This is a genomic window from Pantoea sp. SYBGC1 (genome assembly GCF_057197005.1).
Genome location: NZ_JBXUNM010000004.1, coordinates 266233 through 291939, shown reverse-complemented (window position 1 = coordinate 291939; position 25707 = coordinate 266233). Strand labels below are relative to the sequence as shown.

The window sequence follows — 25707 nt, the reverse complement described above, 5'->3', positions numbered from 1 at the left end:
CCTAAGCGAATATCGGGTTAATCGACACCTTATCAGAGTCTGAACTCTTCGCCCAAATAAACCCGCTTAACCTGCTCATCTGCCAGAATTTCATCCGGCGTGCCGTGTGCAATCAGATTGCCCTGGCTGACAATATAGGCGCGTTCGCAGACGGCCAGCGTTTCACGCACGTTATGGTCAGTGATCAGGACACCAAGGCCGCTGTCGCGCAAATGTTCGATGATCTTTTTGATATCGATAACGGAAATGGGATCAACCCCGGCGAACGGCTCATCCAGCAGAATGAACTTTGGATTCGCTGCCAGCGCGCGGGCAATTTCAACGCGGCGACGTTCTCCCCCGGAGAGCGCCTGACCCAGGCTGTTACGCAGATGCTCAATATGGAACTCTTCCATCAGCTCATTGGCGCGATCCTGGCGCTGCTCTTCGGTCAGATCGTCGCGGATCTGCAGCACGCCCATCAGATTGTCATACACGCTCAGCCGCCGGAAAATAGAGGCTTCCTGCGGCAGATAGCCGATACCGCGACGCGCACGGGCGTGCAGCGGCAGGATGCTGATATCCTCATCATCGATAATAATGCGGCCCGCATCGCGCGGGACAATGCCGACAACCATATAAAATGTTGTGGTCTTACCGGCACCATTAGGACCCAGCAGTCCGACAATCTCGCCCGATTTAACCTGCAGGCTGACATCTTCCACTACGCGGCGGCCTTTATACGCTTTGGCCAGATTTTCAGCGACTAAAGTTGCCATCGGTCAGTTACTCTTTTTAGGGCTCGCAGCGGAACCGTTTTTATCCTGCAGCTGTGAAGGGACCAGCACCGTGGTGACGCGTTTGCTCTGACCCTGACTATAGGCCTGCATTTTCTGCTCTTTCACCAGATAGGTGATGCGATCGCCTTTGATGTTGCTGTCCTGCTGTTCAATGAAAGCATTACCGGTCAGCTCGACAAAATCGTTGGCCAGCTCATAGTGCAGCTTAGCGGCATGGCCTTTAACCGGCTTGCCGTTGTCCTGCATCTGATAAAACGTAGCCGGATTGCCATAGGCATCAACAATCGTTTTGTTGCTGTCGCCGCCGGGACGGGTCACCACGACTTTATCCGCTGTAATTTTAATCGTGCCCTGCGTGACGATAACATTGCCGGTAAAGGTCGCCACGTTGCCCTGCAGATCCAGCGCCTGATTAACGGAGTCGATATTGACCGGTTTTTCTGAGTCGCCGGTGACAGCCAGCGCGGGCAGGCTGCCAATCAGCAGCGATCCCAGCAGCAGCGCGTTAACGCTATTTTTGTTCATTTTGAATTTCATAAGAGGTTTTGACCTTTTCAAGCAATTCGGCATTTTTTGTCCGCAAATTGCCGCGCATCTTCATGCCCGTGGAGTTAAAACTGCGGCCAAATAGCGTCACCTGGTCGTCAGACATGACATCCTGGGTCACCAGATTGACCTGCGCGTTATCAGTGATAATGCGTTCCAGCTGAGAATCCTGCGTCAGCGTATGCACTTCAACATGGCCATACAGATAAAGCATACGATCTTTCGTTAGCTTTGCTTTGTCCGCCCGTACTGACCAGGTTGGTACTTTGTTTTCATCAAAGGTTGTCATAACGGGACGATCAAACCAGCTGACTTCATCAGCTGAAAAATAGGTCACTTTATCGGAGACAAGCTTGTAGGCCAGTGCACCTGTTGGGTTGTATACCACGGTATTAGAGTTCGCGCTGGTGTAGGTTGGCTCCTGATCGTTTGAAGCCAACGGCGTGGTGCTCTCATCCTGATTCGTCAGGTTCCAGCCGATCAATATCAGCGCGACCAGAGCCAGAATCAGCGTTATCCAACGCCTGCTTTTACTCATACTGATTGCCCTCTGGCATCCTCAAATTTATTCTGCGCCAGTAATATCAGGTCGCATATTTCGCGCACCGCACCGCGTCCGCCGCCGATGCGTGTGACATAGTCTGCACGCGGCAGCAGGACCGGATGTGCATCCGCTACGGCAACACTCAGACCCGCCTGCGCCATGACCGGCCAGTCGATCAGATCGTCGCCAATATAGGCAACCTGCGTGCTGTCCAGTGACAGTTTATCCAGAAGTTCGCGCCACGCCAAAAGCTTATCTGATTGTCCCTGGTAAAGATGCGTAATGCCCAGCGTCTCACAGCGATCTTCCAGCAGCCTGGCGCGACGGCCGGTTATAATAGCGACTTCGATGCCGGAGGTCAGCAGGCAACGTATGCCGTAGCCATCCCGCACATTAAACGCTTTCAGCTCTTCACCGCTGTTTCCCATATAGATCAGGCCGTCTGACATGACGCCATCAACATCACAAATCAGCAGACGGATTTGCGCTGCCCGTGCCATGACTTCAGCTGATACCGGACCATAGCAGGTGGCGACCAGCGCATTTTCAGCGTTCATTTATTATTCCTGTTCAGACTACGCCAGCGCGCAGCATGTCATGCATGTGGACGACGCCCAGCAGCCGATCTTCATCGGCTACCAGTACGGCAGTGATATTTTTATTTTGCATCAGATTCAGGGCCTCTACCGCCAGCATATTTGGCCGGACGCGGATGCCGCCACGCGTCATGACGTCCTGAATACGCGCTGACTGAAAATCGACGCCCATATCAAAAATACGGCGCAGATCGCCATCGGTAAAAATCCCTTCAATTTTCATTAAGTCATCGACGATCACCGTGAGGCCGAGGTTTTTGCGCGTGATCTCCAGCAGGGCATCACGCAGCGACGCCTCGCGCGTGACGTGCGGAATTTCATCGCCGCTGTGCATAATGTCGCTGACGTGCAGCAGCAGTTTGCGACCCAGCGCGCCGCCAGGGTGCGACAGCGCAAAATCCTCTGGCGTAAAACCGCGCGCTTCAAGCAGCGCCACCGCCAGCGCATCGCCCATCACCAGCGTTGCCGTGGTGCTGGACGTGGGCGCCAGCCCAAGCGGGCACGCTTCCTGCGGCACTTTCACGCACAGATGAACATCTGCCGCGCGGCCCATGGCGCTCTCCGGACGGCTGGTCATACAGATCAGCTGCACTTTCTGTCGCTTCAGCACCGGGATCAGCGCCAGGATCTCTGCTGATTCGCCGCTGTTCGAGATGGCGATAACCACATCGCTGGCGCTCACCATGCCGAGGTCGCCATGGCTCGCCTCGCCCGGATGCACAAAAAAGGAGGCGGTGCCGGTGCTGGCAAAGGTCGCGGCCATTTTCTTACCGATATGTCCTGATTTGCCCATGCCCATCACCACGACTTTGCCCTGGCAGGCATAAAGCAGCTGGCAGGCACGGCTGAAGTCGTCATTGATATACTGGTCAAGCTGTTCAAGACCTTCACGTTCGATGCGCAGAACCTTTTTACCCGCCTGCTGAAAATCAAACTCTGCATGCTGCTGTGACATATCAGTGCATCCTTAATAGCCAGTAAGAAGGGTGGGGCTGAGCCACAGCCATAGCACCCAGAGAAGAAATCCGCTCAGTAACAGCGCGCCGGCTGTCCGGCCGACGCGCCGCTTACGCAGCAGACAAAACAGGGCAAACAGTACGCTGACGCCGAGCATGACCCAGTAATCACGGCTAAACGCGAGCGGATTGACCTCGCCCGGATGAAACAGCGCGGGCAGGCCAAGAACAATCGCCAGGTTGAAAATGTTGGCGCCGATCAGATTACCAATCGCCATATCATCTTCACCTTTCAGCGCACCCGCGACAACCGTGGCCAGCTCCGGCAGGCTGGTCCCTACCGCAATAAGCGTCAGTCCCATCACCAGCTCGCTTACGCCAAAGTAATCAGCAAAGACGGTGGCATTGTCGATAACCATACGGGTCGACATCGGCAATATAATCAGCGCGACCGCCAGCCAGAGAAAGGCTACCGTGTTACCCGCTTCATCGCGCGGCAGTTCTGCCAGCTGTTCCCGGGTGAGTGTATCGCTGTTGTCATGTCCGGCGCGGCGGGCAATGCGGATCACGATCAGCAGATAGAACAGCGCCATCAGCAACAGCGCCACACCATCCAGCCGGCTCAGGTAATTATCAAACAGCATAATGCCGCTCAGCAAAGAGACCAGCAGCAGCAGTGGAAGTTCGCGCCGAATCAAATTGGAGTGTACGGTTAAAGGATGAAGCAGCGCGGCGCCACCCAGAATTAACAGGATATTCGTAATGTTTGAGCCCAGCGCGGTGCCTACAGCCAAATCCATCTGTCCATGTTGCGCAGCTGAAAACGAAATAATCAGCTCCGGCAGCGATGTGCCGATACTGACTACCGTCATGCCAATAATCAGCGGCGGAATACCAAACGAGCGGCACAGAATGGCGGCGCTGAAGACCAGTCGATCGGCCCCGTAAACCAGTAACAGCAATCCGATAAACAACAGGGCGGTAGCTACAAACATGAAAAATCCTTGATGGATACGGTGCCGGCGGACCCTGGCCGGCAAAAAAGCCTGAGATGCGGGGGAGTCAGCCGCTGATTTTGACTCTCTGAGCGACAAAAGTAAATTTAATGACCGTTTTCGCCACACTGAACCGGTAAGTTTCTGTAAAACTATCGTGAATTGCGGTTTACCAGGCTACCATCCACCCCATTTAGTACGCCCGACCCGCTTAACGAGGTAATAATGACTCAGCAGCAAACGAATCTGGTCGAGGTGCGCGGTGTGAGTTTCACCCGTGGCGATCGCACGATATTCGATGATATTTCACTTACGGTTCCGGCGGGCAAAGTGACCGCGATTATGGGACCTTCCGGTATCGGAAAAACTACGCTGTTACGCCTGATTGGCGGTCAGCTGCAGCCTGACCACGGCGAAATCTGGTTTCAGGGCCAGAATATTCCCGGCCTGTCACGGCGCAAGCTCTATGAAGCCCGCAAGAAAATGAGCATGCTGTTTCAGTCAGGCGCGCTCTTTACCGATCTCAACGTTTATGAAAACGTCGCCTGGCCGCTGCGCGAGCACACTCAGCTGCCGCCGGAACTGCTGCACAGCACGGTGATGATGAAGCTTGAAGCGGTCGGACTGCGCGGCGCGGCAAAACTTATGCCGGCAGAACTCTCCGGCGGGATGGCACGACGCGCTGCGCTGGCACGTGCCATTGCGCTGGAACCGGAACTCATCATGTTTGATGAGCCGTTTGTGGGGCAGGATCCCATAACCATGGGCGTGCTGGTCAAGCTGATTGATGAGCTGAACCACTCGCTCGGCGTGACCTGTATTGTGGTATCGCATGATGTGCCTGAAGTCCTGAGCATCGCCGATCACGCCTATATTGTTGCCGGGCAAAAAATCATTGCCGAAGGCAGCACCCGGCAGCTGAAGGAGAACGCCGATCCGCGCGTACGCCAGTTTATCGATGGGCATGCTGATGGTCCGGTGCCGTTTCGTTTCGCCGCCGGCGACTATCTTAGTGATTTGACCCGGACAGGGAGAGAGTAAACTCATGGTGTTACAGGCACTGGCGTCGTTCGGGCGTCGGGGAATAAACAGCTGTGCGACCTTTGGTCGGGCCGGTCTGATGCTGTTTCATGCGCTGGTGGGAAAACCCGCTTTTCGCCGCCATGCTCCATTGTTGATCAGGCAGCTTTACAGCGTTGGCGTACTCTCGCTGCTGATTATTGTGGTTTCTGGTCTGTTTATCGGCATGGTGCTGGGACTGCAGGGATATCTGGTGCTGACCACCTACAGCGCGGAGACCAGTCTTGGCATGCTGGTAGCGCTGTCGCTGCTGCGCGAGCTGGGGCCGGTTGTTACGGCGCTGCTGTTTGCCGGGCGAGCCGGCTCAGCGCTGACGGCAGAGATTGGCCTGATGAAAGCCACAGAGCAGCTCTCCAGTATGGAGATGATGGCGGTGGATCCGCTGCGCCGCGTGGTCTCGCCACGCTTCTGGGCGGGCTTTATCAGCATGCCGCTGTTAACGCTGATTTTTACGGCCGTCGGTATTGCCGGTGGTGCACTGGTTGGCGTTGGCTGGAAGGGTATCGATCCGGGCTTTTTCTGGTCCGCGATGCAAAGCGCGGTAGATTTTCATAACGATGTCCTTAACTGCCTGATCAAGAGCGCAGTTTTTGCCATTACGGTAACCTGGATTGCGCTGTTTAACGGCTACGATGCGATTCCGACATCGGAAGGTATCAGCCGGGCAACAACGCGTACCGTCGTACACGCTTCACTGGCGGTGCTTGGGCTTGATTTTGTGCTGACCGCACTGATGTTTGGGAACTGATGCAATGCAAAGCAAGAAAAATGAAATTTGGGTAGGGGTATTTATGCTGGCGGCGCTGGTGGCGCTGCTGTTTCTCAGTCTGCGCGTGGCCGATCTCAAATCGCTGGGCACCGAGCCCACGTGGAAGCTCTACGCCACCTTTGACAATATTGGCGGCCTGAAAATCAGTTCACCGGTGAAAATTGGCGGTGTCGTCATTGGCCGCGTAACGGATATTTCACTGGATGAGAAAAGCCTGTCGCCGCGCGTGACCATGGATATCAGCGAACAGTATGCCGATAAAATCCCGGATACCAGTTCTCTGGCTATTCGTACGCAGGGTTTGCTGGGCGAACAGTTTCTGGCGCTGAATCTGGGCTTTGACGATCCGGATCTCGGTTCAGCTATGCTGAAAGATGGCGGAACGTTGCGCGACACCAAATCTGCCCTGGTGCTTGAGGATCTGATTGGTCAGTTCCTGTATAAAAGCGGCGACGGCAGCAAAGAGAATCAGTCACAGGATGGCGAGCGTGCACCTGCGCCTGCCACAACGGAATAATCCAGAGAGGTAAAACACGATGTTGAAACGTTTTCTGATGGTTGCCCTGCTGGCAATCGCTCCCCTGGCTGCCACGGCAGCGGATACGAACCAGAGTAATCCGTACAAGCTGATGAACGAAGCCGCAGCCAAAACCTTCACCCGGCTGAAAAATGAGCAGCCGAAAATCAAGCAGGATCCTAACTATCTGCGTGACATTGTACGCCAGGAGCTGCTGCCCTATGTGCAGATCAAATATGCCGGCGCGCTGGTTTTAGGCCGCTACTATCGTGAAGCGACGCCGGCACAGCGCGACGCCTATTTTGCCGCATTCGGTGACTACCTGGCCCAGGCTTACGGGCAGGCGCTGGCGCTGTATCATGGTCAGACTTATCAGATTCAGCCAGAAAAACCGCTGGGCGATGCCAATATTGTGGCTATTCGCGTCACCATTGTTGATCCTAACGGCCGTCCGCCGGTGCGCCTCGATTTTCAGTGGCGTAAAAACAGCCAGAGCGGAAAATGGCAGGCTTACGATATGATTGCCGAAGGGATCAGTATGATCACCACCAAGCAGAATGAGTGGAGCGATCTGCTGCGCACTAAAGGCATCGATGGCCTGACTGCACAGCTGAAAACCTACGCGGCACAACCTATTACACTGGATAAACAGCAATAATGAGTGAATCGTTACGCTGGCAGCGCAGTACTGATACGCTGGTACTGAGCGGCAAGCTTGACCGGGATACGCTGCTGACACTATGGCAGCAGCGTGAAACGGTTATGCAGAATATAAACGTCATTGATGTCGCGGCGCTGGAACGGGTCGATTCGGCCGGGCTGGCACTGCTGGTGCATCTGCGCGAGATGGTACGCGCGCAGGGAAGTACGCCGCTGTTCACGGGTGTGACAGATAAACTCCATTCTCTTATTACGCTTTATAATCTTCAGCAGATTATTGTTTCTGCGGAGAAAAGCGTCTGATCTGACGGCTGAAAAACCAGGCCCCTGATGCGTTCAGGGGCTTTTGCATATTTAAGACTCAGCCGCTTTCCTCTAAGATATCCGCCTTATTATTATCAAGTGAAGTTATAAACCATGGAAAATAGTGAAGTTCAGGCAGTCCTGATGCAGGCGCTGTCATTAGATGAAGTCCACGTGATGAGCAACGACGGCAGCCATTTCCAGGTAATCGCCGTGGGCGAAATGTTTGGTGAACTGAGCCGGGTAAAAAAACAGCAGGCTGTTTATGCGCCGCTGATGGAATACATTGCGGATAATCGCATTCATGCGGTTTCCATCAAGACTTATACCCCCGCCGAGTGGGCTCGCGACCGTAAACTTAACGGATTCTGAGTACCAGTCTGGTTGTTTTGTTGATAGATAATTGAGAGCCGTGTTAATGGACAAATTTCGTGTGCAAGGCCCCACCCGCTTAAGTGGTGAAGTGACCATTTCCGGCGCAAAAAATGCAGCGCTGCCGATTCTGTTTGCCGCGCTGCTGGCAGAAGAGCCGGTAGAAATTCAGAATGTCCCGCAGCTGCGTGATATTGATACCACCATGAAGCTGCTAAGCCTGCTGGGTGCACGCACAGAGCGTAACGGTTCGGTGCATGTTGATGCGCGCGAAGTTAACGTCTTCAGCGCTCCCTACGATCTGGTTAAAACGATGCGTGCTTCTATCTGGGCGCTCGGACCGCTGGTGGCACGATTTGGTCAGGGTCAGGTATCACTGCCGGGCGGCTGCGCGATTGGTGCCCGTCCGGTCGATCTGCATATCAGCGGCCTGGAACAGCTCGGCGCGGAGATCAAGCTGGAAGAGGGCTATGTTAAAGCCTCGGTCAATGGTCGCCTGAAGGGCGCGCACATTGTTATGGATAAAGTCAGCGTCGGCGCGACCGTAACCATTATGAGTGCGGCAACGCTGGCAACCGGCACCACGGTAATCGAGAACGCGGCGCGCGAGCCGGAGATTGTTGATACGGCAAACTTCCTCAATACGCTGGGTGCCAAAATTTCTGGCGCAGGCACGGACAAAATTACGATTGAAGGTGTGGAACGTCTGGGTGGCGGTGTCTATCGCGTGCTGCCGGATCGTATCGAAACCGGCACCTTCCTTGTGGCTGCGGCTATCTCGCGTGGCAAAGTCATCTGCCGCAATGCACAGCCGGATACGCTGGATGCGGTGCTGGCGAAACTGCGCGACGCGGGTGCTGAAATTGAAACCGGTGATGACTGGATTAGCCTTGATATGCACGGCAAGCGGCCAAAAGCGGTGAATATCCGCACTGCACCGCATCCGGGTTTTCCAACCGATATGCAGGCGCAGTTCACTCTGCTGAACCTGCTGGCGGAAGGCACGGGCGTGATCACGGAAACCATCTTTGAAAACCGCTTTATGCACATCCCGGAACTGATCCGTATGGGTGCGCATGCGGAAATCGAGAGCAACACGGCGATTTGTCACGGTGTGGAAACGCTCTCGGGTGCACAGGTTATGGCGACCGATTTACGTGCTTCGGCGAGTCTGGTACTGGCAGGCTGTATTGCTGAAGGCACTACGGTTGTTGACCGGATTTACCATATCGATCGCGGCTATGAGCATATCGAAGATAAGCTCAAAGCGATGGGCGCGAACATCGAGCGTATCAGCGGCGAATAAGCCAGTCAGTATGACGAAACAGAACCAGTCACAGCAGCGTGGCTGGTTTTTTTTTCTTATTTTTTAGCCGGGATCTTTTTCAGACTATCGGGCGATCGGATCCGCTTTTTGCGATCCAGCAGAAGCAGGGTGTCAGGATCGTAGTAGCGGCTTGGCCAGATTTCTGCCGGATGCACCTCAAGCGCCATCGCGATAAGCCACTCACCTTTGGGCCAGGGACGAGACAGCGCATTGGCGAGCGTTGAAGAGCAAAGCCCTGACGCACGTGACAGAGCCGCCAGTGAAGTGCCACGTTTGCGTAGCGCTGCGATAATATCTGCAGGATGCCAATCCTCTTTCCTTGTCTGCATAACTTGTTCTCCATATCCATGTAATGCGTAATCGCTGCTGCAGCAGTGAAGGGTAAAACTGGAAATTAACGGCTCTATATAGCAAAAAGGTTCCATTAATTTCCAGTAATTGTTACACCCAGGTAGCAAAATCTGGCGGGTATTCGCAAAAAGCGTGCAAAATTATGCAAACGATGCAGGAAACGGCGGGGAATAAAAAACGGAGCCGGGCGGCTCCGTCGGAGATTAAAAGTCGCGCTGCACTGACATATGCGCCAGCGCTTCGAGCGCAGTGCGCCACGGACTCTCAGGCAGTAGCTGTAACGCGGCGATCGCTTTGTCCGCTTCTTCTTCAGCGCGTTTGCGCGTCCACTCCAGCGAACCTGTCTGCTGCATAGCGGCCAGCACCGGCTCCAGCAAATGGCGCCCGTTGCCTTCCTCAATCGCGCTGCGGATCATAGCGGCCTGCTCGGGTGTACCATGATGCATAGCATGCAGCAGGGGCAGCGTCGGTTTCCCTTCGCTGAGATCGTCACCGGTATTTTTACCCAGCGTCTCGCCATCTGCGCTGTAGTCGAGCAGATCGTCAATTAACTGGAAAGCGGTGCCAAGGTAGCGACCATAATACTGCAGCGCTTTCTCCTGAGCGGGCGAAGCCTCTGCCAGAATTGCGGAGGCCTGAGAAGCAGCTTCAAACAGACGCGCCGTTTTACTGTAGATGACGCGCATGTAGCTCTCTTCAGTGATGTCAGGATCGTTACAGTTCATCAACTGCAGCACTTCGCCTTCGGCGATCACATTCACCGCTTCTGACATCAGCGCGAGGATCTTTAAGGATCCGAGACTGGTCATCATCTGAAAAGCGCGCGTATAGATAAAATCACCCACCAGCACGCTGGCGGCATTACCAAACGCCGCATTCGCGGTCGCTTTGCCGCGACGCATGTCAGACTCATCCACCACGTCATCATGCAGCAGCGTTGCCGTATGGATAAATTCAATCAGCGCTGCGTTAGTGACATGCAGCGAACCCTGATAGTTGAGCGCCCGCGCTGAAAGCACGGCAATCATCGGACGAATGCGTTTACCTCCGCCGCTGACAATGTAGTAGCCCAACTGGTTGATCAGTGAGACATCTGAATTCAGCTGGTCGAGGATGGTCTGGTTGACGGCCGCCATGTCCTGCGCGGTTAGTTCGTTAATTTGTTCTAGGTTCATTCGTCTGTTCAGCTTTGACTCGTTTTTTGCATGGTAGGCGCTTTTACCCAGCGTGAGTTCAGGTAATCTGTTACTGATTGTACTTGAAAATTCAGGATGAGAAACGGTTGCATTCACTCTGCGCTTTTTTTCTGCAGGAGAGTGCAAAGTGCGCTTGTTTTCTGCTGGATATTTGCGTAGAATTCGCGCCCTATTGTGAATATTATCGCGCCGCCTGATTACACAGAAAGGCAAGCGCAGAAGCGGAGTTTTATATGTACGCGGTTTTCCAAAGTGGTGGTAAACAACACCGAGTAAGCGAAGGTCAGACCGTTCGCCTGGAAAAGCTGGACATCGCAACCGGCGAAACCATTGAGTTCGACCAGGTTCTGATGATTGCAAATGGCGAAGACGTGAAAATCGGCGCGCCACTGGTTTCAGGCGGAATGATCAAGGCAGAAGTTGTTGCTCACGGTCGCGGCGAAAAAATTAAGATTGTTAAGTTTCGTCGTCGTAAACACTACCGTAAGCAAGCTGGTCACCGTCAGTGGTTCACTGATGTGAAAATCACGACGATCAGCGCGTAAGAGGAGATCTGACAAATGGCACATAAAAAGGCTGGTGGTTCGACCCGTAACGGTCGCGACTCCAACGCAAAACGTCTGGGTGTTAAGCGTTTCGGTGGTGAATCTGTTCTGGCAGGTAGCATCATCGTTCGTCAGCGTGGCACCAAGTTCCACGCCGGTACCAATGTAGGCTGTGGTCGTGACCACACCCTGTTTGCTACCACAGACGGCAAAGTTAAATTCGAAGTGAAAGGCCCGAACAACCGTAAATATATCAGCATCGTTGCTGAGTAAGGTTGTCGTGCTGCAGACGATAATCGTCTGAACACACGAAGGAAAGGCCCCGCAGCTTTGCGGGGCTTTTTACATTCTGCGGCCGGTTATCGAATCCCCGCTAACTGAGCTGCGCGGTTTGTTGTACACTTTCTGTACATATCATATTACCAGATTTGCATTATCCGCCGCCGGTCAGCACAGAAGACCCTGGCGGACCCGTCTGCCGCTCTCTGCAGCGACAGACGACAGTGTGACGGAGAAATAGAATGAAGTTTGTTGATGAAGCGACGATCCTTGTGGTCGCAGGCGATGGCGGCAACGGTTGCGTTAGCTTCCGCCGCGAGAAATATATTCCGAAAGGCGGCCCGGACGGCGGTGACGGCGGTGACGGCGGTGACGTCTATCTGCTGGCAGATGAAAACCTCAATACCCTGATCGATTATCGCTTTGAAAAAGCGTTCCGCGCTGAGCGCGGCCAGAATGGTCAGAGCCGCGACTGCACCGGCAAACGTGGTAAAGATGTCACCATCAAAGTGCCGGTCGGTACGCGCATAATCGATCAGGGCACCGGCGAAACGCTGGGCGATATGACGCGCCATGAGCAGAAGCTGATGGTAGCGAAAGGCGGCTGGCACGGTCTTGGCAACACGCGTTTTAAATCTTCGGTTAACCGCACGCCGCGCCAGAAAACCATGGGTACCCCAGGTGAGAAACGCGATCTGCAGCTGGAGCTGATGCTGCTGGCCGATGTCGGCATGCTGGGTCTGCCGAATGCGGGTAAATCGACCTTTATTCGCGCCGTCTCTGCAGCGAAGCCAAAAGTGGCGGACTATCCGTTTACCACGCTGGTTCCCAGCCTGGGCGTTGTGCGCATGGACAGTGAAAAAAGCTTTGTCGTGGCAGATATCCCGGGGCTGATTGAAGGCGCAGCGGAAGGTGCCGGACTGGGCATTCGCTTTCTGAAGCATCTTGAGCGCTGTCGCGTTCTGCTGCACCTGATCGACATTGCGCCTATCGACGAAACCGATCCGGTTGAAAACGCCCGCATCATTCTTGGCGAGCTGGAGAAATATAGCGATAAGCTCTATCAGAAGCCGCGCTGGCTGGTGTTTAACAAAACTGACCTGCTGAGTCAGGAAGAGGCTGAAAGCCGTGCTAAAGCGATTGCAGAGGCACTCGGCTGGGATGACAAATATTACCTTATCTCTGCCGCCAGCCGTACCGGCGTTAATGAACTCTGCTGGGATGTGATGAGCTTTATCATCGCTAATCCTAAAGAAGCGGAACAGGAAGAGAAGCAGCCTGAGAAGGTCGCGTTCATGTGGGATGATTACCATCGTGAAGCGCTGGAAACCGCTCAGGAAGTGGAAGAAGATGATGACTGGGATGACGACTGGGATGATGAAGACGACGAAGGCGTCGAAATTATCTATCAGCGTTAATCACAGCTAAAAGCGGCCTTCGGGCCGCTTTTTTTATCTGAAAAGCAGCGCAGCCTTTAGCCATTGATCTGATATGGCAGCGTACAGCGGGCAATCAGTCCGCTGCGGTCTTCACGGTTTTCCAGCGTCAGCGTACCGCGGTGCATTTGCACGATACGCAGCACAATATTCAGACCCAGTCCGCTGCCGCCGTAGCGCTGATCGCGACGGCGAAAGGCCTGGGTTAACTCCTCTGCGGCTCCGGCATCAATACCCGGCCCTTCATCCCATACTTCTGCTGTTACCTGCTGCGCATCCCGGTATAGCTTAACCTGCACCTCGCTGTTTTCCGGACTATAGCGCGAGGCGTTCTCCAGCAAATTGCGCAGCATCAGGCGCAACAGTACCGCTTCGCCCTGCTGCGGGATATCACTCCCCTCTGGCCAGCGCAGCCGCTGCTGACGCTGTAGCAGCAGCTCATCCATCTCTGGTTTCAGCGGCTGCATGATATCCTGCAGCCACCACAGCTGCTGATAGTGTCCGCCCGCCAGCGCCTGGCCGGCACGTGACAGCATGAGTAGCTGCTCTACGGTGTGCATCAGCTGATCGATGCGGCTAATCAGCATTTCACTCTGCGGCACCTGCTGCTGCTGCAGCAGTTCCAGATGCAGCCGCAGCCCGGCCAGTGGCGTACGCAGTTCATGGGCAGCATCGGCGGTAAAAAGCCGCTCCTGCTGCAGCGTATGGTCCAGACGGGAGAAGAGCTGGTTGATGGCGCCGGTAACCGCAACGATTTCATCCATATCTGCATACACTGGCAGGGGAGTGAGGTTGTCGGCGGAACGATGCGCCAGGCTATCCTGCAGCAGCTTAAGCGGGCGAATAATCCAGTTAATCGCCCAGAACGAGAGCAGCAGCGTCAGGCATACCATCACCAGTGAGGGCAGCAGCAGCGAAGCGATCGCTTCGCGGATCTCATTCTCGACCCGCTGATTGCGCGCCTGAGCCGAGAGCGTCTCATTAACAAGAAAGCTGATCTGCTCCCGGCTCTCATGCCAGAGCCAGATCACGCTCATGACCTGACAGATAAGCAGGATCAGCGCCAGCATAATCAGTAAGCGCTGCCGCATACTGTTCATTCGCGCAGTTCCAGCCGGTAGCCCACACCGCGCACCGTTTTAATCCGATCTTTTCCCAGCTTGCGGCGCAGATTATGAATGTGCACTTCCAGCGTGTTCGATCCGGGATCGTCGTTCCAGCTATAGAGATCCTGCTGCAGCGTTTCGCGATGCACATTTTGTCCGATACGCATCAGCAGGCGCGTCAGCAGCGCAAACTCTTTCGGCGTAATATCTACCGACTGATTTTCAAGCAGCACTTGCTGAGTGCTGAGATTGAGCGTCAGATCGCCCTGTTGCAGCTGGTTATCGCTGTGACCCTGATAGCGGCGGATCAGCGCCCGAACCCGCGCCTGTAGCTCTGCCAGTGCAAAAGGCTTGATCAGATAATCATCCGCGCCGGCATCCAGGCCCTCCACGCGATCCTCCAGCGCATCACGCGCCGTGAGGATCAGCACCGGGATCGCAACGCCCTCGCGCCGCCACTGGCGCAGCAGCGAAGCGCCGTCGCGATCCGGCAGGCCAAGATCCAGCACGATCAGCGTATACTGACCGCTGCGCAACAGCGCATTACTCTCTGCGGCGCTGCTGGCGCAATCTGTTGCATAGCCCTTAGCGCCCAGCGCCTGTGCCAGGCCCGACTGCAGCAGCGCATCATCTTCAACAATCAACAATTTCATTAGTTGTTCTTGTTAATGTCCGTGTAGAGGCGGCTTTCAAAGCGAACCAGCGGAATACGCCGCGTTTTCTGATTTTCCGGGGGTACGGCATAGCCTGACAGGAACTGCACAAAGGCGACGCGCGCACCGCTGGAGGTGGTGATAAACCCTGCCAGATTATAGACGCCCTGCAGAGAACCGGTTTTTGCTGAGACTTTGCCATCGAGACCCGCTTCATGGAGACCGCCACGATACTGCAGCGTGCCGTCGTAGCCGGCCAGCGGCAGCATAGAGATATAGTTGAGCGTGGCGTCATTTTTGGCAATGTACTGCAGCACCTGCATCATTGTTTCCGGCGAGATCAAATCGTGACGCGACAGGCCGGAGCCATCAACCTGAATGCTGTTGCCCATATCGATACCCGCTTTTTCGCGCAGAATACGACGCACGGCGTCAGAGGCGGCACGAAACGTACCCGGCACGTTAAAGTAGTGATGGCCGATAGTGCGGAACACGGTATCTGCAATCATGTTGTCCGACTTTTTCAGCATCATACGCAGTAGCGTATGCAGCGGCGCAGATTGGGTCGAGGCCAGCACGGTACCCGGCGACGTGACCTGCGTCTGGCGTACCAGATGACCGCTATAGTCGATATCAGCCGCACGCAGCATTCCTTTCAGGATTTCACCCGACCAGGCTGCATCATCCTGGACCGCAAAGGCGAGCGGCAGCGGTTCTGACCGCTGGCGCATACAGCCTGTCAGCGTATAACGGTTAAGCTCACCAGGCACTACATCCAGCTCGCAATACTGACCTTCGCCGCTGTTAGGGGCAAGCGTCCGGACCTGGCTGAACATATGGGCCGGATAGTAAGACGCGATACGCACAAAGGCGGTTTCACCAGCAGTTTTGCCACTGTAGAGCGAAACCGAGAAGCAGTTTTTGTCGACAATCGCCGCGCCGGGTGGTGCGCTGAAGCACTGAGTCAGATCGTTCCAGGGCCAGCCGGGAGCCATATCGTGGCTGGCAAATACGGAGGTATCAATCACCAGGTTGCCTTTGATATGAGTGATACCCTGCTGCTTCAGCGCGGCGACCATATTGCGCAGATTCTGCCTGCTCAGCGTAGGATCGCCGCCAAAGCGGGCCACCAGATCGCCGTTCAGCGTGCCGTCGGTAATGGCCCCGCGAGTCTCAAGCGTGGTCTGAAAGCGGAAGTCGGGTCCCAGCTCCAGAAGTGCTGCCAGCGCCGTGATCACTTTCATGGTGCTGGCCGGTAGAGCCATCTGTTTTCCGTGATAGTCAATAATAGGGGTTGATGCGCCCACTTTCTGTACCATCAGCGCCAGGTTCGCGCCGTCAGGTAAATACTGCATGTATTCTTCAACGGGGGCCGCTTGTGCCTGCAGCATTACCGCGCAGGTTAATCCGGTAACAAGTCGTGAAAATCGCATAATCTCGCGGTAACTGACGGATGGGGCGTCAATACTACGTCCCCGGGCAGGGCAAAGTAAACGATGACCCACAGGGAACTCTGGGGTAAAATACGTATCAAAATGCAAAACCGATCCCTGACCCGGAAAGCTTTCCGGGTCAGGGTTCTTTTGCTTTTGAAAAGGGGCCGTGTGCCGCAGAAGCGATTATTCTGCTGTCACCAGTCAGGATGACACCGTTAACCAGGATAGAGACGAGGAGCCAAAATGAATCAGATTCCGATGACGTTACAAGGCGCTGAGAAGCTGCGTGAAGAGCTGAACGAACTGAAAACCGTAAAGCGTCCGCGCATCATCGCCTCCATCGCTGAAGCTCGTGAGCATGGCGACCTGAAAGAGAACGCCGAGTACCATGCTGCGCGTGAAGAGCAGGGGTTTTGCGAAGGGCGTATTCAGGAGATTGAAGCTAAACTTTCTAATGCGCAGGTGATCGACATCACATCTATGCCAAAAACCGGTCGCGTCATTTTCGGTGCCACGGTAACTGTGCTGAATGTAGATACTGACGAAGAGTTTACTTACCGCATTGTGGGTGACGATGAAGCAGATTTTAAACAAAATCTGATCTCGGTTAACTCGCCAATGGCGCGTGGTCTGGTGGGTAAAGAGGCCGATGACGTAGCCATTGTGAAAACGCCGGGCGGTGACGTGGAGTATGAAGTGCTGAAGGTTGAATATCTGTAAGTACCCGCTGTTGTCATGCCGGGCAGAATGTAAAGAAAGGAAAAAGGCCGCATGGCGGCCTTTTATCGCATGCGTGAGCGTGGCACTTTCTCTGCCCGCCGCGCCGTGCTTAGTATATAGCTTAACGAGGCAGCGTGATTTTGCGCTCCTGCGCCGGGCGGTACAGCACCAGCACATTGCCGATAACCTGCACATTGCTGGCCTTGGTTTCACGCACAATGGCCTCGACGATCAGCTGCTTGGTTTCGCGATCTTCTGAGGCAATTTTCACCTTAATCAGTTCGTGATGGTCAAGCGCCTGTTCGATTTCGGCGAGCACGCCTTCAGTAAGGCCGTTGCCGCCCAGCATGACCACCGGCTTCAGTGGGTGGGCCAGGCCTTTCAGGTGCTGTTTTTGTTTGGTACTCAGATTCATCGTATTTTTTGCTTACTCAGGGATTGAAAACGGGTCATTCTACCGCCATCTCGGGTATATCGCCAAATCATCGCTACCCATTGCGCGCTGATTTATCGCTACGATGACGATTTAACTGGAAAAATTATGACGGGTAAAAAGCGTTCGGCCAGTTCCAGTCGCTGGCTTCAGGAACACTTTAGCGATAAATATGTGCTTCAGGCACAGAAAAAAGGGCTGCGTTCGCGCGCCTGGTTTAAACTTGATGAAATTCAGCAGGGTGACAAGCTGTTTAAACCCGGTATGACCGTGGTGGATTTAGGCGCGGCACCCGGCGGCTGGTCACAATATGTGGTACAGCAGATTGGCAACAGCGGGCGGGTGATTGCCTGCGACCTGCTGCCAATGGACCCGATTGTCGGCGTTGATTTTATGCAGGGTGACTTCCGTGACGAGGCCGTGCTGAAAGCGCTGCTTGAGCGGGTAGGGGACCAGAAAGTTCAGGTGGTGATGTCAGATATGGCACCCAACATGAGCGGTACGCCGGCTGTGGATATTCCTCGTTCGATGTATTTAGTTGAACTGGCGCTGGAAATGTGTCGGGATGTACTGGCTCCCGGCGGCAGTTTTGTTGTGAAAGTGTTTCAGGGAGATGGCTTCGATGAATACCTCCGGGAAATTCGCTCCCTATTTACGAAAGTGAAAATTCGTAAGCCAGACGCTTCGCGGTTACGTTCACGTGAAGTGTATATTGTGGCGACAGGGCGCAAACTGTAGGCCTGAATACCGGCGTCAAAGCAAGCTGAATAGTGCGTTTATCCCGGCCTGATTCTGAGTTTCAGGGTAAACCAGCAAATTTATCCATGCTGCGATTCCAGGCATGAAGGATATATAGTACCCTACGCTGTCTGTTAACACCGTTGTAATATGAGGTTAATCCCTTGAGTGACATGGCGAAAAACCTGATTCTCTGGTTAGTCATCGCGGTCGTGCTGATGTCAGTATTCCAGAGCTTTGGGCCCAGCGAGTCGAATGGCCGTAGGGTTGATTATTCAACCTTCCTGTCGGAAGTGAACCAGGATCAGGTCCGCGAGGCACGTATTAACGGGCGTGAAATTAACGTAACCAAAAAAGACAGTAATAAATATACCACCTACATTCCTGTCAACGATCCCAAGTTACTCGATAACCTGCTGACCAAAAACGTCAAAGTAGTGGGTGAACCGCCTGAAGAGCCAAGCCTGCTGGCTTCTATCTTCATTTCCTGGTTCCCGATGCTGCTGCTGATTGGCGTATGGATCTTCTTTATGCGTCAGATGCAGGGCGGCGGCGGTAAGGGCGCAATGTCCTTCGGTAAAAGCAAAGCCCGCATGCTGACGGAAGACCAGATCAAGACCACCTTTGCCGACGTCGCTGGCTGTGATGAAGCGAAAGAAGAGGTGGGTGAGCTGGTAGAGTATCTGCGTGAACCAAGCCGTTTCCAGAAGCTGGGCGGTAAAATACCGAAAGGCGTCCTGATGGTGGGCCCGCCGGGTACAGGTAAAACGCTGCTGGCTAAAGCTATCGCCGGCGAAGCGAAAGTGCCTTTCTTCACTATCTCCGGTTCCGATTTCGTAGAAATGTTTGTCGGCGTGGGCGCATCCCGCGTGCGTGACATGTTCGAACAGGCGAAGAAAGCCGCGCCGTGCATCATCTTTATCGATGAGATCGATGCGGTGGGACGTCAGCGTGGCGCTGGTTTAGGCGGTGGTCACGATGAGCGTGAGCAGACGCTGAACCAGATGCTGGTTGAGATGGATGGTTTTGAAGGCAATGAAGGCATTATTGTTATCGCTGCAACCAACCGTCCGGATGTACTCGACCCTGCGCTGCTGCGTCCCGGCCGTTTTGACCGTCAGGTTGTCGTTGGCCTGCCGGACGTACGCGGTCGTGAACAGATCCTGAAAGTGCATATGCGCCGTGTGCCGCTGGCAACCGACATTGATGCGGCTATTATCGCACGCGGTACACCGGGCTTCTCGGGAGCTGACCTGGCAAACCTGGTCAACGAAGCCGCACTCTTTGCTGCCCGTGGCAACAAGCGCGTAGTGTCGATGGTCGAGTTTGAAAAAGCCAAAGACAAAATCATGATGGGTGCAGAACGTCGCTCCATGGTGATGACGGAAGCGCAGAAAGAGTCAACCGCTTACCATGAAGCCGGGCATGCGATTATCGGCCGTCTGGTGCCAGAACACGATCCGGTACATAAAGTCACGATCATTCCGCGCGGCCGTGCGCTGGGCGTGACGTTCTTCCTGCCGGAAGGTGATGCGATCAGCGCCAGTCGTCAAAAGCTGGAAAGTCAGATCTCCACGCTCTATGGCGGTCGTCTGGCTGAAGAGATCATCTACGGCGCAGAACATGTTTCTACCGGTGCGTCTAACGACATCAAAGTAGCGACCAATCTGGCACGTAACATGGTGACGCAGTGGGGCTTCTCAGAGAAGCTCGGCCCGCTGCTCTATGCGGAAGAAGAGGGTGAAGTGTTCCTTGGCCGTTCCGTAGCGAAAGCCAAGCATATGTCAGATGAGACCGCGCGCATCATCGACCAGGAAGTTAAACACCTGATTGACAGCAACTACCAGCGTGCACGTCGTATTCTGGGCGAGAACATGGATATTCTTCACGCGATGAAAGATGCGCTGATGAAGTATGAAACCATCGACGCTCCGCAGATTGATGACCTGATGGCGCGCCGCGATGTGCGACCGCCAGCTGGCTGGGAAGATCCGGGCAGCAACAACTCTGACAGCAACGGTACGCCAAAGGCGCCACGTCCGGTTGATGAACCGCGTACGCCGAATCCGGGTAATACCATGTCTGAGCAGTTCAATAAATAAGAGGCCATCACCTCAGCAAAAACCCCGGCCAGTCCGGGGTTTTTTACATTTACCGTTTGACCACTTCAGGACCATACCTGTCATGAAACTCCACGCGCGTGATTCCTTTCTCGATCTCTCCTTTCCCCACGTAATGGGTATTCTGAACGTGACGCCCGACTCCTTTTCTGACGGCGGTGCGCATAACTCTCTGGTAAACGCGCTGACGCATACCAATGAGATGGTAAATGCTGGCGCGACAATCATCGATGTCGGCGGCGAGTCGACCCGGCCCGGAGCGGACGAGGTCAGCGTTGAGGAGGAGCTGGAGCGAGTTATCCCGGTCGTGGAGGCTATTGCACAGCGGTTTGAAGTCTGGATCTCAGTAGATACCTCAAAGCCTGAGGTCATCCGCGAAGCAGCGAGAGCGGGTGCTCACATCATCAATGATATCCGCTCGCTTTCAGAGCCTGGGGCGCTCGGCGCGGCGGCAGAGAGCGGTTTGCCGGTTTGTCTGATGCATATGCAGGGTGAACCCCGTACCATGCAGCAGACACCCACGTATAACAATGTAATCAGCGAAGTGGATGCTTACTTCGCTGCGCAGATTGCACGCTGTGAGGCGGCGGGTATCAAAAAAGCGCAACTGCTGCTCGACCCGGGCTTTGGTTTCGGTAAGAATCTCAGCCATAACTATGAGCTGCTGGCCCACCTGAGCCATTTTCACCATTACGGCTTACCGTTGCTGGTGGGAATGTCGCGTAAGTCAATGATTGGTCAGCTGCTTAATGTCGGCCCGGCACAGCGTCTTACCGGCAGCCTGAGCTGCGCAGTCATTGCTGCGATGCAGGGCGCGCAGATTATTCGCGTGCATGATGTGAAAGAGACAGTTGAAGCGATGCGCATCGTGGAAGCGACCCAGAGAGCAAAAGGATAACAGGCATGAGTGAGCGTAAATATTTTGGTACAGATGGCATTCGCGGCAAAGTAGGCGAAGCGCCGATCACGCCCGATTTTGTACTGAAGCTGGGGTTTGCCGCAGGCAAAGTGCTGGCGCGTTCAGGTTCAAGAAAAGTACTGATTGGCAAAGACACGCGCATTTCCGGCTATATGCTGGAGTCGGCGCTCGAAGCGGGGCTGGCAGCAGCAGGCCTCTCGGCAGCGTTTACCGGACCGATGCCAACCCCGGCAATCGCCTACCTGACACGAACGTTTCGTGCGGAAGCGGGGATCGTGATTTCCGCCTCTCACAATCCGTTTGATGATAACGGCATTAAATTTTTCTCAGCCGAAGGCACCAAGCTGCCGGATGATGTGGAAGAAGCGATTGAGCGCGAGCTGGAAAAACCGCTGACCTGCGTGGAGTCTGCCGAACTGGGGCGTGCCAGCCGTATCGTGGATGCTGCCGGCCGCTATATCGAATTCTGTAAAGGCACTTTCCCCGGCGAGCTGAGTCTCAACGGTCTGAAAATTGTGGTCGATTGCGCCAATGGTGCCACCTATCACATTGCCCCTAACGTGCTGCGTGAGCTGGGTGCGCAGGTCATCGCGATTGGCGTGCAGCCGGACGGCATGAACATCAATAAGGAGTGCGGGGCAACCGACCTGCGTCAGCTGCAGCAGCGCGTCCTGGAAGAGCAGGCCAACCTTGGTCTCGCCTATGACGGAGATGGCGATCGCATTATGATGGTGGATCATCTGGGACAGAAAGTGGATGGCGACCAGATCCTCTACATCATTGCGCGCGAAGCGCTGCGTCAGGGGCAGCTACGCGGTGGCGTGGTCGGGACGCTGATGAGTAACATGGGGCTGGAGCTGGCCCTGAAACAGCTGGGCATTCCGTTCACCCGTGCCAAAGTGGGCGACCGCTACGTACTGGAAAAGATGCAGGAGAAAGGCTGGCGCATGGGAGCTGAGAACTCCGGGCACGTTATTCTGCTGGATAAAATCAGTACCGGCGATGGAATTGTAGCAAGTTTGCAAGTGCTTACTGCCATAGTGCGTAACCACATGAGTCTGCACGATCTGTGCAGCGGCATGAAAATGCTGCCGCAAATCCTGGTTAACGTGCGCTTTACCGGCAGCCACGACCCGCTGGAGAGTGAAAGCGTTAAAGCTGCGGCTGCCGAAGCGGAGCAGGCGCTGGCAGGACGCGGGCGGGTACTGCTGCGTAAATCAGGTACGGAGCCGCTGATCCGCGTGATGGTGGAAGGCGAAGATGAAGCGCAGGTAAGCGCGCTGGCGCATAATATTGCCGCCGCGGTAAAAGCAGTTTAAACCCGGCCAGGCGGCAGGCGGGGTGCCTTTTCGCCTGGTAAATCATCATGCTGGCGCTTTTTTCTGCAATTGAATTTTATGGCTAAAATTGCGCTTGCAGAGCCAGGCGCCTTTGGTTAGTATTCACACCCGCTTCTGATGGGTAATGACGAGACTACCCGTCTGTATTGGTTGAAGCTTTAACTGTGCGGTTACGCGCAAGGAAACAGGTTGATTATGTACGAAGCTCTGTTAGTTGTTTTCCTTATTGTGGCGATTGGCCTGGTTGGTCTGATCATGCTGCAGCAAGGCAAAGGCGCTGATATGGGAGCCTCATTTGGTGCAGGCGCTTCCGGTACGCTGTTTGGTTCAAATGGGTCAGGTAACTTTATGACACGTATGACCGCGATACTGGCTTCCCTGTTCTTCATTATCAGTCTGATTCTGGGTAACCTGAACAGCAATAAGACTTCCAAAGGAAGCGAGTGGGAAAACCTCACTGCGCCAGCTCAGTCTGAACAGCAGACTCAGCCAGCTAAACCGGCAACCCCGGGCAATGATATCCCGCAGTAAGCAGTAAATCGTCAACGCTTAAGCGACTATACTATCGTCGCAGTCAGTGCAGTACCGAGGTGGTGAAATTGGTAGACACGCTACCTTGAGGTGGTAGTGCTCGAAAGGGCTTACGGGTTCAAGTCCCGTCCTCGGTACCAATTCTCAGTAAAACTTGCTATTTTCGCAAGATCGGCGTAATATTCGCCACGTTTTCGGACGCGGGGTGGAGCAGCCTGGTAGCTCGTCGGGCTCATAACCCGAAGGTCGTCGGTTCAAATCCGGCCCCCGCAACCACTTTCCCTTAGAGTTCTTTTTCAAATATACTGTATGCATCGACGGACGCACTATCAGTGAGTTTTTGAAAAAAATTCTTCTGGATTGTGCGCCGAAGCCGCGCTGCGGCATACAGGGTCCAGTCATAAAAAGCCCCGATTTTTCGGGGTTTTTTGTTATCAGGAAATCGTAACACTGGGCTTTAGGCCCTTTTTTTATGTCTTGGGGGTGGGCTTGTCCACATTAGAGCAAAAATTGACAGAGTTGATCTCTGCTCCGGTAGAAGCGCTTGGCTACGAACTGGTCGGTATTGAATTCGTTCGTGGTCGCACATCAACCTTGCGCATCTATATTGATAGCGAAGAGGGTATCAATGTTGATGATTGCGCCGATGTTAGCCACCAGGTGAGCGCTGTGATGGATGTGGAAGATCCGATTACGGTGGCTTACAACCTTGAAGTTTCCTCGCCGGGTCTCGATCGTCCACTCTTCACTGCAGAACACTATGCGCGCTTTGCGGGTGAGGAAGTCAGCCTGGTCCTGCGGATGGCGGTACAGAACCGTCGCAAATGGCAGGGCATCATCAAGTCGGTGGAAGGCGAGATGATCACAGTGACCGTCGAGGGCAACGATGAAGTGTTCGCACTGAGCAATATTCAGAAAGCGAACCTGGTCCCCCACTTTTAAAAGTCCGGATTGAGGCTAACCAGGATGAATAAAGAAATCTTAGCTGTAGTAGAAGCCGTTTCTAATGAAAAAGCTCTGCCGCGTGAGAAAATCTTCGAAGCGCTGGAGAGCGCTTTGGCCACTGCGACCAAAAAGAAGTATGAGCAGGAGATCGACGTGCGCGTCAGTATTGATCGTCGCAGCGGCGATTTCGACACGTTCCGTCGTTGGGTAATCGTTGATGAAGTTACTCAGCCTACGCGTGAAATCACGCTGGACGCCGCTCGCTTCGAAGATGAAGCGCTCAATCTGGGCGATTACGTTGAAGATCAGATTGAATCTGTCACCTTTGACCGTATCACCACACAGACTGCGAAGCAGGTTATTGTTCAGAAAGTACGCGAAGCTGAACGCGCAATGGTTGTGGATCAGTTCCGCGAGCAGCAAGGCGACATCATCACCGGCCAGGTGAAGAAAGTGAATCGCGACAACATCACGCTGGACCTGGGCAGCAACGCCGAGGCGGTGATCGTACGTGAAGATATGCTGCCGCGTGAGAACTTCCGTCCGGGCGACCGTATTCGCGGCGTGCTGTATGCCGTGCGTCCTGAAGCGCGTGGTGCTCAGCTGTTTGTTACCCGTTCCAAACCAGAAATGCTGATCGAACTGTTCCGCATCGAGGTGCCGGAAATTGGTGAAGAAGTTATCGAAATTAAAGCGGCTGCCCGCGATCCGGGATCACGCGCTAAAATTGCGGTAAAAACCAACGATAAACGTATCGATCCGGTAGGTGCCTGCGTCGGTATGCGCGGCGCACGCGTGCAGGCTGTTTCCAGTGAACTGGGCGGCGAGCGTATCGATATCGTGCTGTGGGATGATAATCCGGCACAGTTTGTAATTAACGCCATGGCGCCTGCCGATGTGGCGTCAATCGTGGTGGATGAAGATAATCACACCATGGATATCGCTGTTGAGGCCGGTAATCTGGCTCAGGCGATCGGCCGTAATGGCCAAAACGTGCGTCTGGCTTCCCAGCTGAGCGGCTGGGAGCTGAACGTGATGACCGTCGACGATCTGCAGGCTAAGCATCAGGCTGAAGCTCACGCAGCAATCGATATGTTCACGAAACATCTCGACATCGACGAAGAGTTCGCCACCATACTGGTGGAAGAGGGCTTCTCTTCGCTGGAAGAACTGGCCTATGTGCCAATGAACGAGCTGCTGGAAATTGACGGCCTCGACGAAGAGACCATTGAAGCCCTGCGTGAACGAGCCAAAAATGCGTTAACCACCCTGGCATTAGCGAAAGAAGAAAGCCTTGGTAATCAGGAGCCCGCTGAGGACTTGCTGAATCTTGAAGGCCTGGATCGTGCGCTGGCCTATCGCCTGGCGTCAAAAGGCGTTTGCACGCTGGAAGATCTCGCTGAGCAAGGTGTTGACGATCTGACAGATATTGAAGGGCTGGATGATGAGAAGGCTGGTGCGCTGATTATGGCTGCACGTAATATCTGCTGGTTCGGCGATGACGCGTAATAACAG

General features: G+C 54.4%; 30 protein-coding genes and 2 tRNA genes. 20 read left to right on the top strand and 12 right to left on the bottom strand.

Annotation, left to right across the window (positions count from 1 at the left end; all coding sequences use genetic code 11):
• Positions 1-32: 32 nt before the first annotated feature.
• The 6 genes from lptB to AC2CF9_RS10380 are packed head-to-tail and all read right to left on the bottom strand — an operon-like array spanning position 33 to position 4416.
• Positions 33-758 carry an LPS export ABC transporter ATP-binding protein gene (gene lptB, locus AC2CF9_RS10405; RefSeq protein WP_039382204.1) on the bottom strand — a complete coding sequence of 242 codons (726 nt, stop codon included), beginning with the start codon at positions 756-758 and terminating at the stop codon, positions 33-35.
• 3 nt (positions 759-761) lie between these two features.
• The gene (gene lptA, locus AC2CF9_RS10400) at positions 762-1316 is read right to left on the bottom strand and encodes a lipopolysaccharide ABC transporter substrate-binding protein LptA (RefSeq protein WP_039382207.1); all 555 of its coding nucleotides are present in this window, start codon (positions 1314-1316) and stop codon (positions 762-764) included.
• Positions 1291-1863, bottom strand: a complete 573-nt coding sequence (gene lptC, locus AC2CF9_RS10395; protein WP_150018257.1) for an LPS export ABC transporter periplasmic protein LptC — start codon at positions 1861-1863, stop codon at positions 1291-1293. The genes lptA and lptC overlap by 26 nt, the downstream gene beginning before the upstream one ends.
• Positions 1860-2426: a 3-deoxy-manno-octulosonate-8-phosphatase KdsC gene (kdsC, locus tag AC2CF9_RS10390; protein ID WP_484556902.1), complete on the bottom strand. Its 567-nt coding sequence runs from the start codon at positions 2424-2426 to the stop codon at positions 1860-1862. The genes lptC and kdsC overlap by 4 nt, the downstream gene beginning before the upstream one ends.
• 13 nt (positions 2427-2439) lie before the next feature.
• Entirely contained in the window at positions 2440-3420 is a 981-nt protein-coding gene (kdsD, locus tag AC2CF9_RS10385; RefSeq protein WP_039382218.1) for an arabinose-5-phosphate isomerase KdsD, read from the bottom strand.
• A gap of 12 nt (positions 3421-3432) precedes the next feature.
• Positions 3433-4416, bottom strand: coding sequence for a calcium/sodium antiporter (locus AC2CF9_RS10380; RefSeq protein WP_484556901.1), 984 nt, complete (start codon positions 4414-4416; stop codon positions 3433-3435).
• A gap of 225 nt (positions 4417-4641) precedes the next feature.
• Here AC2CF9_RS10380 and mlaF point away from each other — a divergent pair, with 225 nt between their 5' ends.
• The 7 genes from mlaF to murA all read left to right on the top strand — a co-directional run bounded on the left by mlaF (position 4642) and on the right by murA (position 9423).
• Positions 4642-5457, top strand: coding sequence for a phospholipid ABC transporter ATP-binding protein MlaF (mlaF, locus tag AC2CF9_RS10375; RefSeq protein WP_150018261.1), 816 nt, complete (start codon positions 4642-4644; stop codon positions 5455-5457).
• 4 nt (positions 5458-5461) lie between these two features.
• Positions 5462-6244: a lipid asymmetry maintenance ABC transporter permease subunit MlaE gene (mlaE, locus tag AC2CF9_RS10370; RefSeq protein ID WP_039382227.1), complete on the top strand. Its 783-nt coding sequence runs from the start codon at positions 5462-5464 to the stop codon at positions 6242-6244.
• A gap of 4 nt (positions 6245-6248) precedes the next feature.
• Positions 6249-6782, top strand: coding sequence for an outer membrane lipid asymmetry maintenance protein MlaD (gene mlaD, locus AC2CF9_RS10365; RefSeq protein WP_094110672.1), 534 nt, complete (start codon positions 6249-6251; stop codon positions 6780-6782).
• A gap of 19 nt (positions 6783-6801) precedes the next feature.
• On the top strand, positions 6802-7440 hold the full coding sequence (gene mlaC, locus AC2CF9_RS10360) for a phospholipid-binding protein MlaC (RefSeq protein ID WP_150018262.1): 639 nt from the start codon (positions 6802-6804) through the stop codon (positions 7438-7440).
• Complete coding sequence (gene mlaB / locus AC2CF9_RS10355) at positions 7440-7745, top strand: lipid asymmetry maintenance protein MlaB (protein ID WP_039382234.1); 306 nt, start codon at positions 7440-7442, stop codon at positions 7743-7745. The genes mlaC and mlaB overlap by 1 nt, the downstream gene beginning before the upstream one ends.
• 114 nt (positions 7746-7859) lie before the next feature.
• The gene (ibaG, locus tag AC2CF9_RS10350) at positions 7860-8117 is read left to right on the top strand and encodes a BolA family iron metabolism protein IbaG (RefSeq protein ID WP_039382236.1); all 258 of its coding nucleotides are present in this window, start codon (positions 7860-7862) and stop codon (positions 8115-8117) included.
• A gap of 46 nt (positions 8118-8163) precedes the next feature.
• A complete protein-coding gene (gene murA / locus AC2CF9_RS10345; RefSeq protein ID WP_484556900.1) occupies positions 8164-9423 on the top strand; it encodes a UDP-N-acetylglucosamine 1-carboxyvinyltransferase in 1260 nt (419 codons plus the stop codon).
• A 56-nt stretch (positions 9424-9479) separates the two neighbouring features.
• Here the strand turns inward: murA and AC2CF9_RS10340 are convergent, their stop codons facing one another.
• Both AC2CF9_RS10340 and ispB read right to left on the bottom strand, forming a co-directional pair.
• Positions 9480-9773, bottom strand: a complete 294-nt coding sequence (locus tag AC2CF9_RS10340) for a helix-turn-helix domain-containing protein (RefSeq protein WP_150018263.1) — start codon at positions 9771-9773, stop codon at positions 9480-9482.
• Positions 9774-9998: 225 nt separating this feature from the next.
• Positions 9999-10970: an octaprenyl diphosphate synthase gene (ispB, locus tag AC2CF9_RS10335; protein ID WP_484556899.1), complete on the bottom strand. Its 972-nt coding sequence runs from the start codon at positions 10968-10970 to the stop codon at positions 9999-10001.
• A 254-nt stretch (positions 10971-11224) separates the two neighbouring features.
• On the opposite strand from ispB, the gene rplU reads away from it, so the two are divergent.
• From rplU to cgtA, 3 genes are all read left to right on the top strand, one after another.
• Positions 11225-11536, top strand: a complete 312-nt coding sequence (gene rplU, locus AC2CF9_RS10330; protein ID WP_039382246.1) for a 50S ribosomal protein L21 — start codon at positions 11225-11227, stop codon at positions 11534-11536.
• 15 nt (positions 11537-11551) lie between these two features.
• Positions 11552-11809, top strand: a complete 258-nt coding sequence (gene rpmA / locus AC2CF9_RS10325) for a 50S ribosomal protein L27 (RefSeq protein WP_039382249.1) — start codon at positions 11552-11554, stop codon at positions 11807-11809.
• 248 nt (positions 11810-12057) lie between these two features.
• Positions 12058-13233 (top strand): Obg family GTPase CgtA, encoded by a 1176-nt coding sequence (gene cgtA, locus AC2CF9_RS10320; RefSeq protein ID WP_484556898.1) that lies wholly within the window; start codon positions 12058-12060, stop codon positions 13231-13233.
• Between the two features lie 56 nt (positions 13234-13289).
• Here the strand turns inward: cgtA and pmrB are convergent, their stop codons facing one another.
• Genes pmrB through dacB form a run of 3 tightly spaced genes read right to left on the bottom strand, consistent with a single transcriptional unit; the run spans position 13290 to position 16443 of the window.
• Positions 13290-14351: a two-component system sensor histidine kinase PmrB gene (gene pmrB / locus AC2CF9_RS10315; protein ID WP_150018265.1), complete on the bottom strand. Its 1062-nt coding sequence runs from the start codon at positions 14349-14351 to the stop codon at positions 13290-13292.
• Entirely contained in the window at positions 14348-15010 is a 663-nt protein-coding gene (gene pmrA / locus AC2CF9_RS10310) for a two-component system response regulator PmrA (RefSeq protein WP_039382256.1), read from the bottom strand. Before pmrA ends, pmrB begins: the two co-directional genes overlap by 4 nt.
• The gene (dacB, locus tag AC2CF9_RS10305) at positions 15010-16443 is read right to left on the bottom strand and encodes a serine-type D-Ala-D-Ala carboxypeptidase (protein WP_484556897.1); all 1434 of its coding nucleotides are present in this window, start codon (positions 16441-16443) and stop codon (positions 15010-15012) included. Before dacB ends, pmrA begins: the two co-directional genes overlap by 1 nt.
• A gap of 246 nt (positions 16444-16689) precedes the next feature.
• Here dacB and greA point away from each other — a divergent pair, with 246 nt between their 5' ends.
• Complete coding sequence (gene greA, locus AC2CF9_RS10300; RefSeq protein ID WP_039382260.1) at positions 16690-17166, top strand: transcription elongation factor GreA; 477 nt, start codon at positions 16690-16692, stop codon at positions 17164-17166.
• Positions 17167-17287: 121 nt separating this feature from the next.
• Here the strand turns inward: greA and yhbY are convergent, their stop codons facing one another.
• A complete protein-coding gene (yhbY, locus tag AC2CF9_RS10295) occupies positions 17288-17581 on the bottom strand; it encodes a ribosome assembly RNA-binding protein YhbY (protein WP_145339389.1) in 294 nt (97 codons plus the stop codon).
• A gap of 126 nt (positions 17582-17707) precedes the next feature.
• Here yhbY and rlmE point away from each other — a divergent pair, with 126 nt between their 5' ends.
• From rlmE to nusA, 9 genes are all read left to right on the top strand, one after another.
• Positions 17708-18337: a 23S rRNA (uridine(2552)-2'-O)-methyltransferase RlmE gene (gene rlmE, locus AC2CF9_RS10290; protein ID WP_039382266.1), complete on the top strand. Its 630-nt coding sequence runs from the start codon at positions 17708-17710 to the stop codon at positions 18335-18337.
• Between the two features lie 173 nt (positions 18338-18510).
• Positions 18511-20439, top strand: a complete 1929-nt coding sequence (gene ftsH, locus AC2CF9_RS10285) for an ATP-dependent zinc metalloprotease FtsH (RefSeq protein WP_039382268.1) — start codon at positions 18511-18513, stop codon at positions 20437-20439.
• Positions 20440-20521: 82 nt separating this feature from the next.
• Positions 20522-21355 (top strand): dihydropteroate synthase, encoded by an 834-nt coding sequence (folP, locus tag AC2CF9_RS10280; RefSeq protein WP_484556896.1) that lies wholly within the window; start codon positions 20522-20524, stop codon positions 21353-21355.
• A gap of 5 nt (positions 21356-21360) precedes the next feature.
• Entirely contained in the window at positions 21361-22695 is a 1335-nt protein-coding gene (gene glmM / locus AC2CF9_RS10275; protein WP_150018267.1) for a phosphoglucosamine mutase, read from the top strand.
• 216 nt (positions 22696-22911) lie between these two features.
• Positions 22912-23247: a preprotein translocase subunit SecG gene (gene secG, locus AC2CF9_RS10270; protein WP_039382274.1), complete on the top strand. Its 336-nt coding sequence runs from the start codon at positions 22912-22914 to the stop codon at positions 23245-23247.
• Between the two features lie 53 nt (positions 23248-23300).
• Positions 23301-23387, top strand: a tRNA-Leu gene (locus tag AC2CF9_RS10265).
• Positions 23388-23446: 59 nt separating this feature from the next.
• Positions 23447-23523: transfer RNA gene (locus tag AC2CF9_RS10260), tRNA-Met, on the top strand.
• 213 nt (positions 23524-23736) lie between these two features.
• The gene (gene rimP / locus AC2CF9_RS10255; protein WP_039382276.1) at positions 23737-24189 is read left to right on the top strand and encodes a ribosome maturation factor RimP; all 453 of its coding nucleotides are present in this window, start codon (positions 23737-23739) and stop codon (positions 24187-24189) included.
• 24 nt (positions 24190-24213) lie between these two features.
• Positions 24214-25701 carry a transcription termination factor NusA gene (gene nusA / locus AC2CF9_RS10250; protein ID WP_039382278.1) on the top strand — a complete coding sequence of 496 codons (1488 nt, stop codon included), beginning with the start codon at positions 24214-24216 and terminating at the stop codon, positions 25699-25701.
• Positions 25702-25707: the final 6 nt, after the last annotated feature.

Coding starts and splice junctions, on each gene's coding strand:
- glmM (WP_150018267.1), top strand. CDS start 21,361: ATGAGTGAGCGTAAATATTTTGGTACAGATGGCATTCGCGGCAAAGTA.
- rlmE (WP_039382266.1), top strand. CDS start 17,708: ATGACGGGTAAAAAGCGTTCGGCCAGTTCCAGTCGCTGGCTTCAGGAA.
- mlaD (WP_094110672.1), top strand. CDS start 6,249: ATGCAAAGCAAGAAAAATGAAATTTGGGTAGGGGTATTTATGCTGGCG.
- ftsH (WP_039382268.1), top strand. CDS start 18,511: ATGGCGAAAAACCTGATTCTCTGGTTAGTCATCGCGGTCGTGCTGATG.
- lptB (WP_039382204.1), bottom strand. CDS start 758: ATGGCAACTTTAGTCGCTGAAAATCTGGCCAAAGCGTATAAAGGCCGC.
- lptA (WP_039382207.1), bottom strand. CDS start 1,316: ATGAAATTCAAAATGAACAAAAATAGCGTTAACGCGCTGCTGCTGGGA.
- nusA (WP_039382278.1), top strand. CDS start 24,214: ATGAATAAAGAAATCTTAGCTGTAGTAGAAGCCGTTTCTAATGAAAAA.
- ispB (WP_484556899.1), bottom strand. CDS start 10,970: ATGAACCTAGAACAAATTAACGAACTAACCGCGCAGGACATGGCGGCC.
- mlaF (WP_150018261.1), top strand. CDS start 4,642: ATGACTCAGCAGCAAACGAATCTGGTCGAGGTGCGCGGTGTGAGTTTC.
- AC2CF9_RS10340 (WP_150018263.1), bottom strand. CDS start 9,773: ATGCAGACAAGGAAAGAGGATTGGCATCCTGCAGATATTATCGCAGCG.
- pmrA (WP_039382256.1), bottom strand. CDS start 15,010: ATGAAATTGTTGATTGTTGAAGATGATGCGCTGCTGCAGTCGGGCCTG.
- rpmA (WP_039382249.1), top strand. CDS start 11,552: ATGGCACATAAAAAGGCTGGTGGTTCGACCCGTAACGGTCGCGACTCC.
- yhbY (WP_145339389.1), bottom strand. CDS start 17,581: ATGAATCTGAGTACCAAACAAAAACAGCACCTGAAAGGCCTGGCCCAC.
- mlaC (WP_150018262.1), top strand. CDS start 6,802: ATGTTGAAACGTTTTCTGATGGTTGCCCTGCTGGCAATCGCTCCCCTG.
- mlaB (WP_039382234.1), top strand. CDS start 7,440: ATGAGTGAATCGTTACGCTGGCAGCGCAGTACTGATACGCTGGTACTG.
- pmrB (WP_150018265.1), bottom strand. CDS start 14,351: ATGAACAGTATGCGGCAGCGCTTACTGATTATGCTGGCGCTGATCCTG.
- AC2CF9_RS10380 (WP_484556901.1), bottom strand. CDS start 4,416: ATGTTTGTAGCTACCGCCCTGTTGTTTATCGGATTGCTGTTACTGGTT.
- dacB (WP_484556897.1), bottom strand. CDS start 16,443: ATGCGATTTTCACGACTTGTTACCGGATTAACCTGCGCGGTAATGCTG.
- greA (WP_039382260.1), top strand. CDS start 16,690: ATGAATCAGATTCCGATGACGTTACAAGGCGCTGAGAAGCTGCGTGAA.
- kdsD (WP_039382218.1), bottom strand. CDS start 3,420: ATGTCACAGCAGCATGCAGAGTTTGATTTTCAGCAGGCGGGTAAAAAG.
- rplU (WP_039382246.1), top strand. CDS start 11,225: ATGTACGCGGTTTTCCAAAGTGGTGGTAAACAACACCGAGTAAGCGAA.
- mlaE (WP_039382227.1), top strand. CDS start 5,462: ATGGTGTTACAGGCACTGGCGTCGTTCGGGCGTCGGGGAATAAACAGC.
- ibaG (WP_039382236.1), top strand. CDS start 7,860: ATGGAAAATAGTGAAGTTCAGGCAGTCCTGATGCAGGCGCTGTCATTA.
- lptC (WP_150018257.1), bottom strand. CDS start 1,863: ATGAGTAAAAGCAGGCGTTGGATAACGCTGATTCTGGCTCTGGTCGCG.
- secG (WP_039382274.1), top strand. CDS start 22,912: ATGTACGAAGCTCTGTTAGTTGTTTTCCTTATTGTGGCGATTGGCCTG.
- murA (WP_484556900.1), top strand. CDS start 8,164: ATGGACAAATTTCGTGTGCAAGGCCCCACCCGCTTAAGTGGTGAAGTG.
- folP (WP_484556896.1), top strand. CDS start 20,522: ATGAAACTCCACGCGCGTGATTCCTTTCTCGATCTCTCCTTTCCCCAC.
- cgtA (WP_484556898.1), top strand. CDS start 12,058: ATGAAGTTTGTTGATGAAGCGACGATCCTTGTGGTCGCAGGCGATGGC.
- kdsC (WP_484556902.1), bottom strand. CDS start 2,426: ATGAACGCTGAAAATGCGCTGGTCGCCACCTGCTATGGTCCGGTATCA.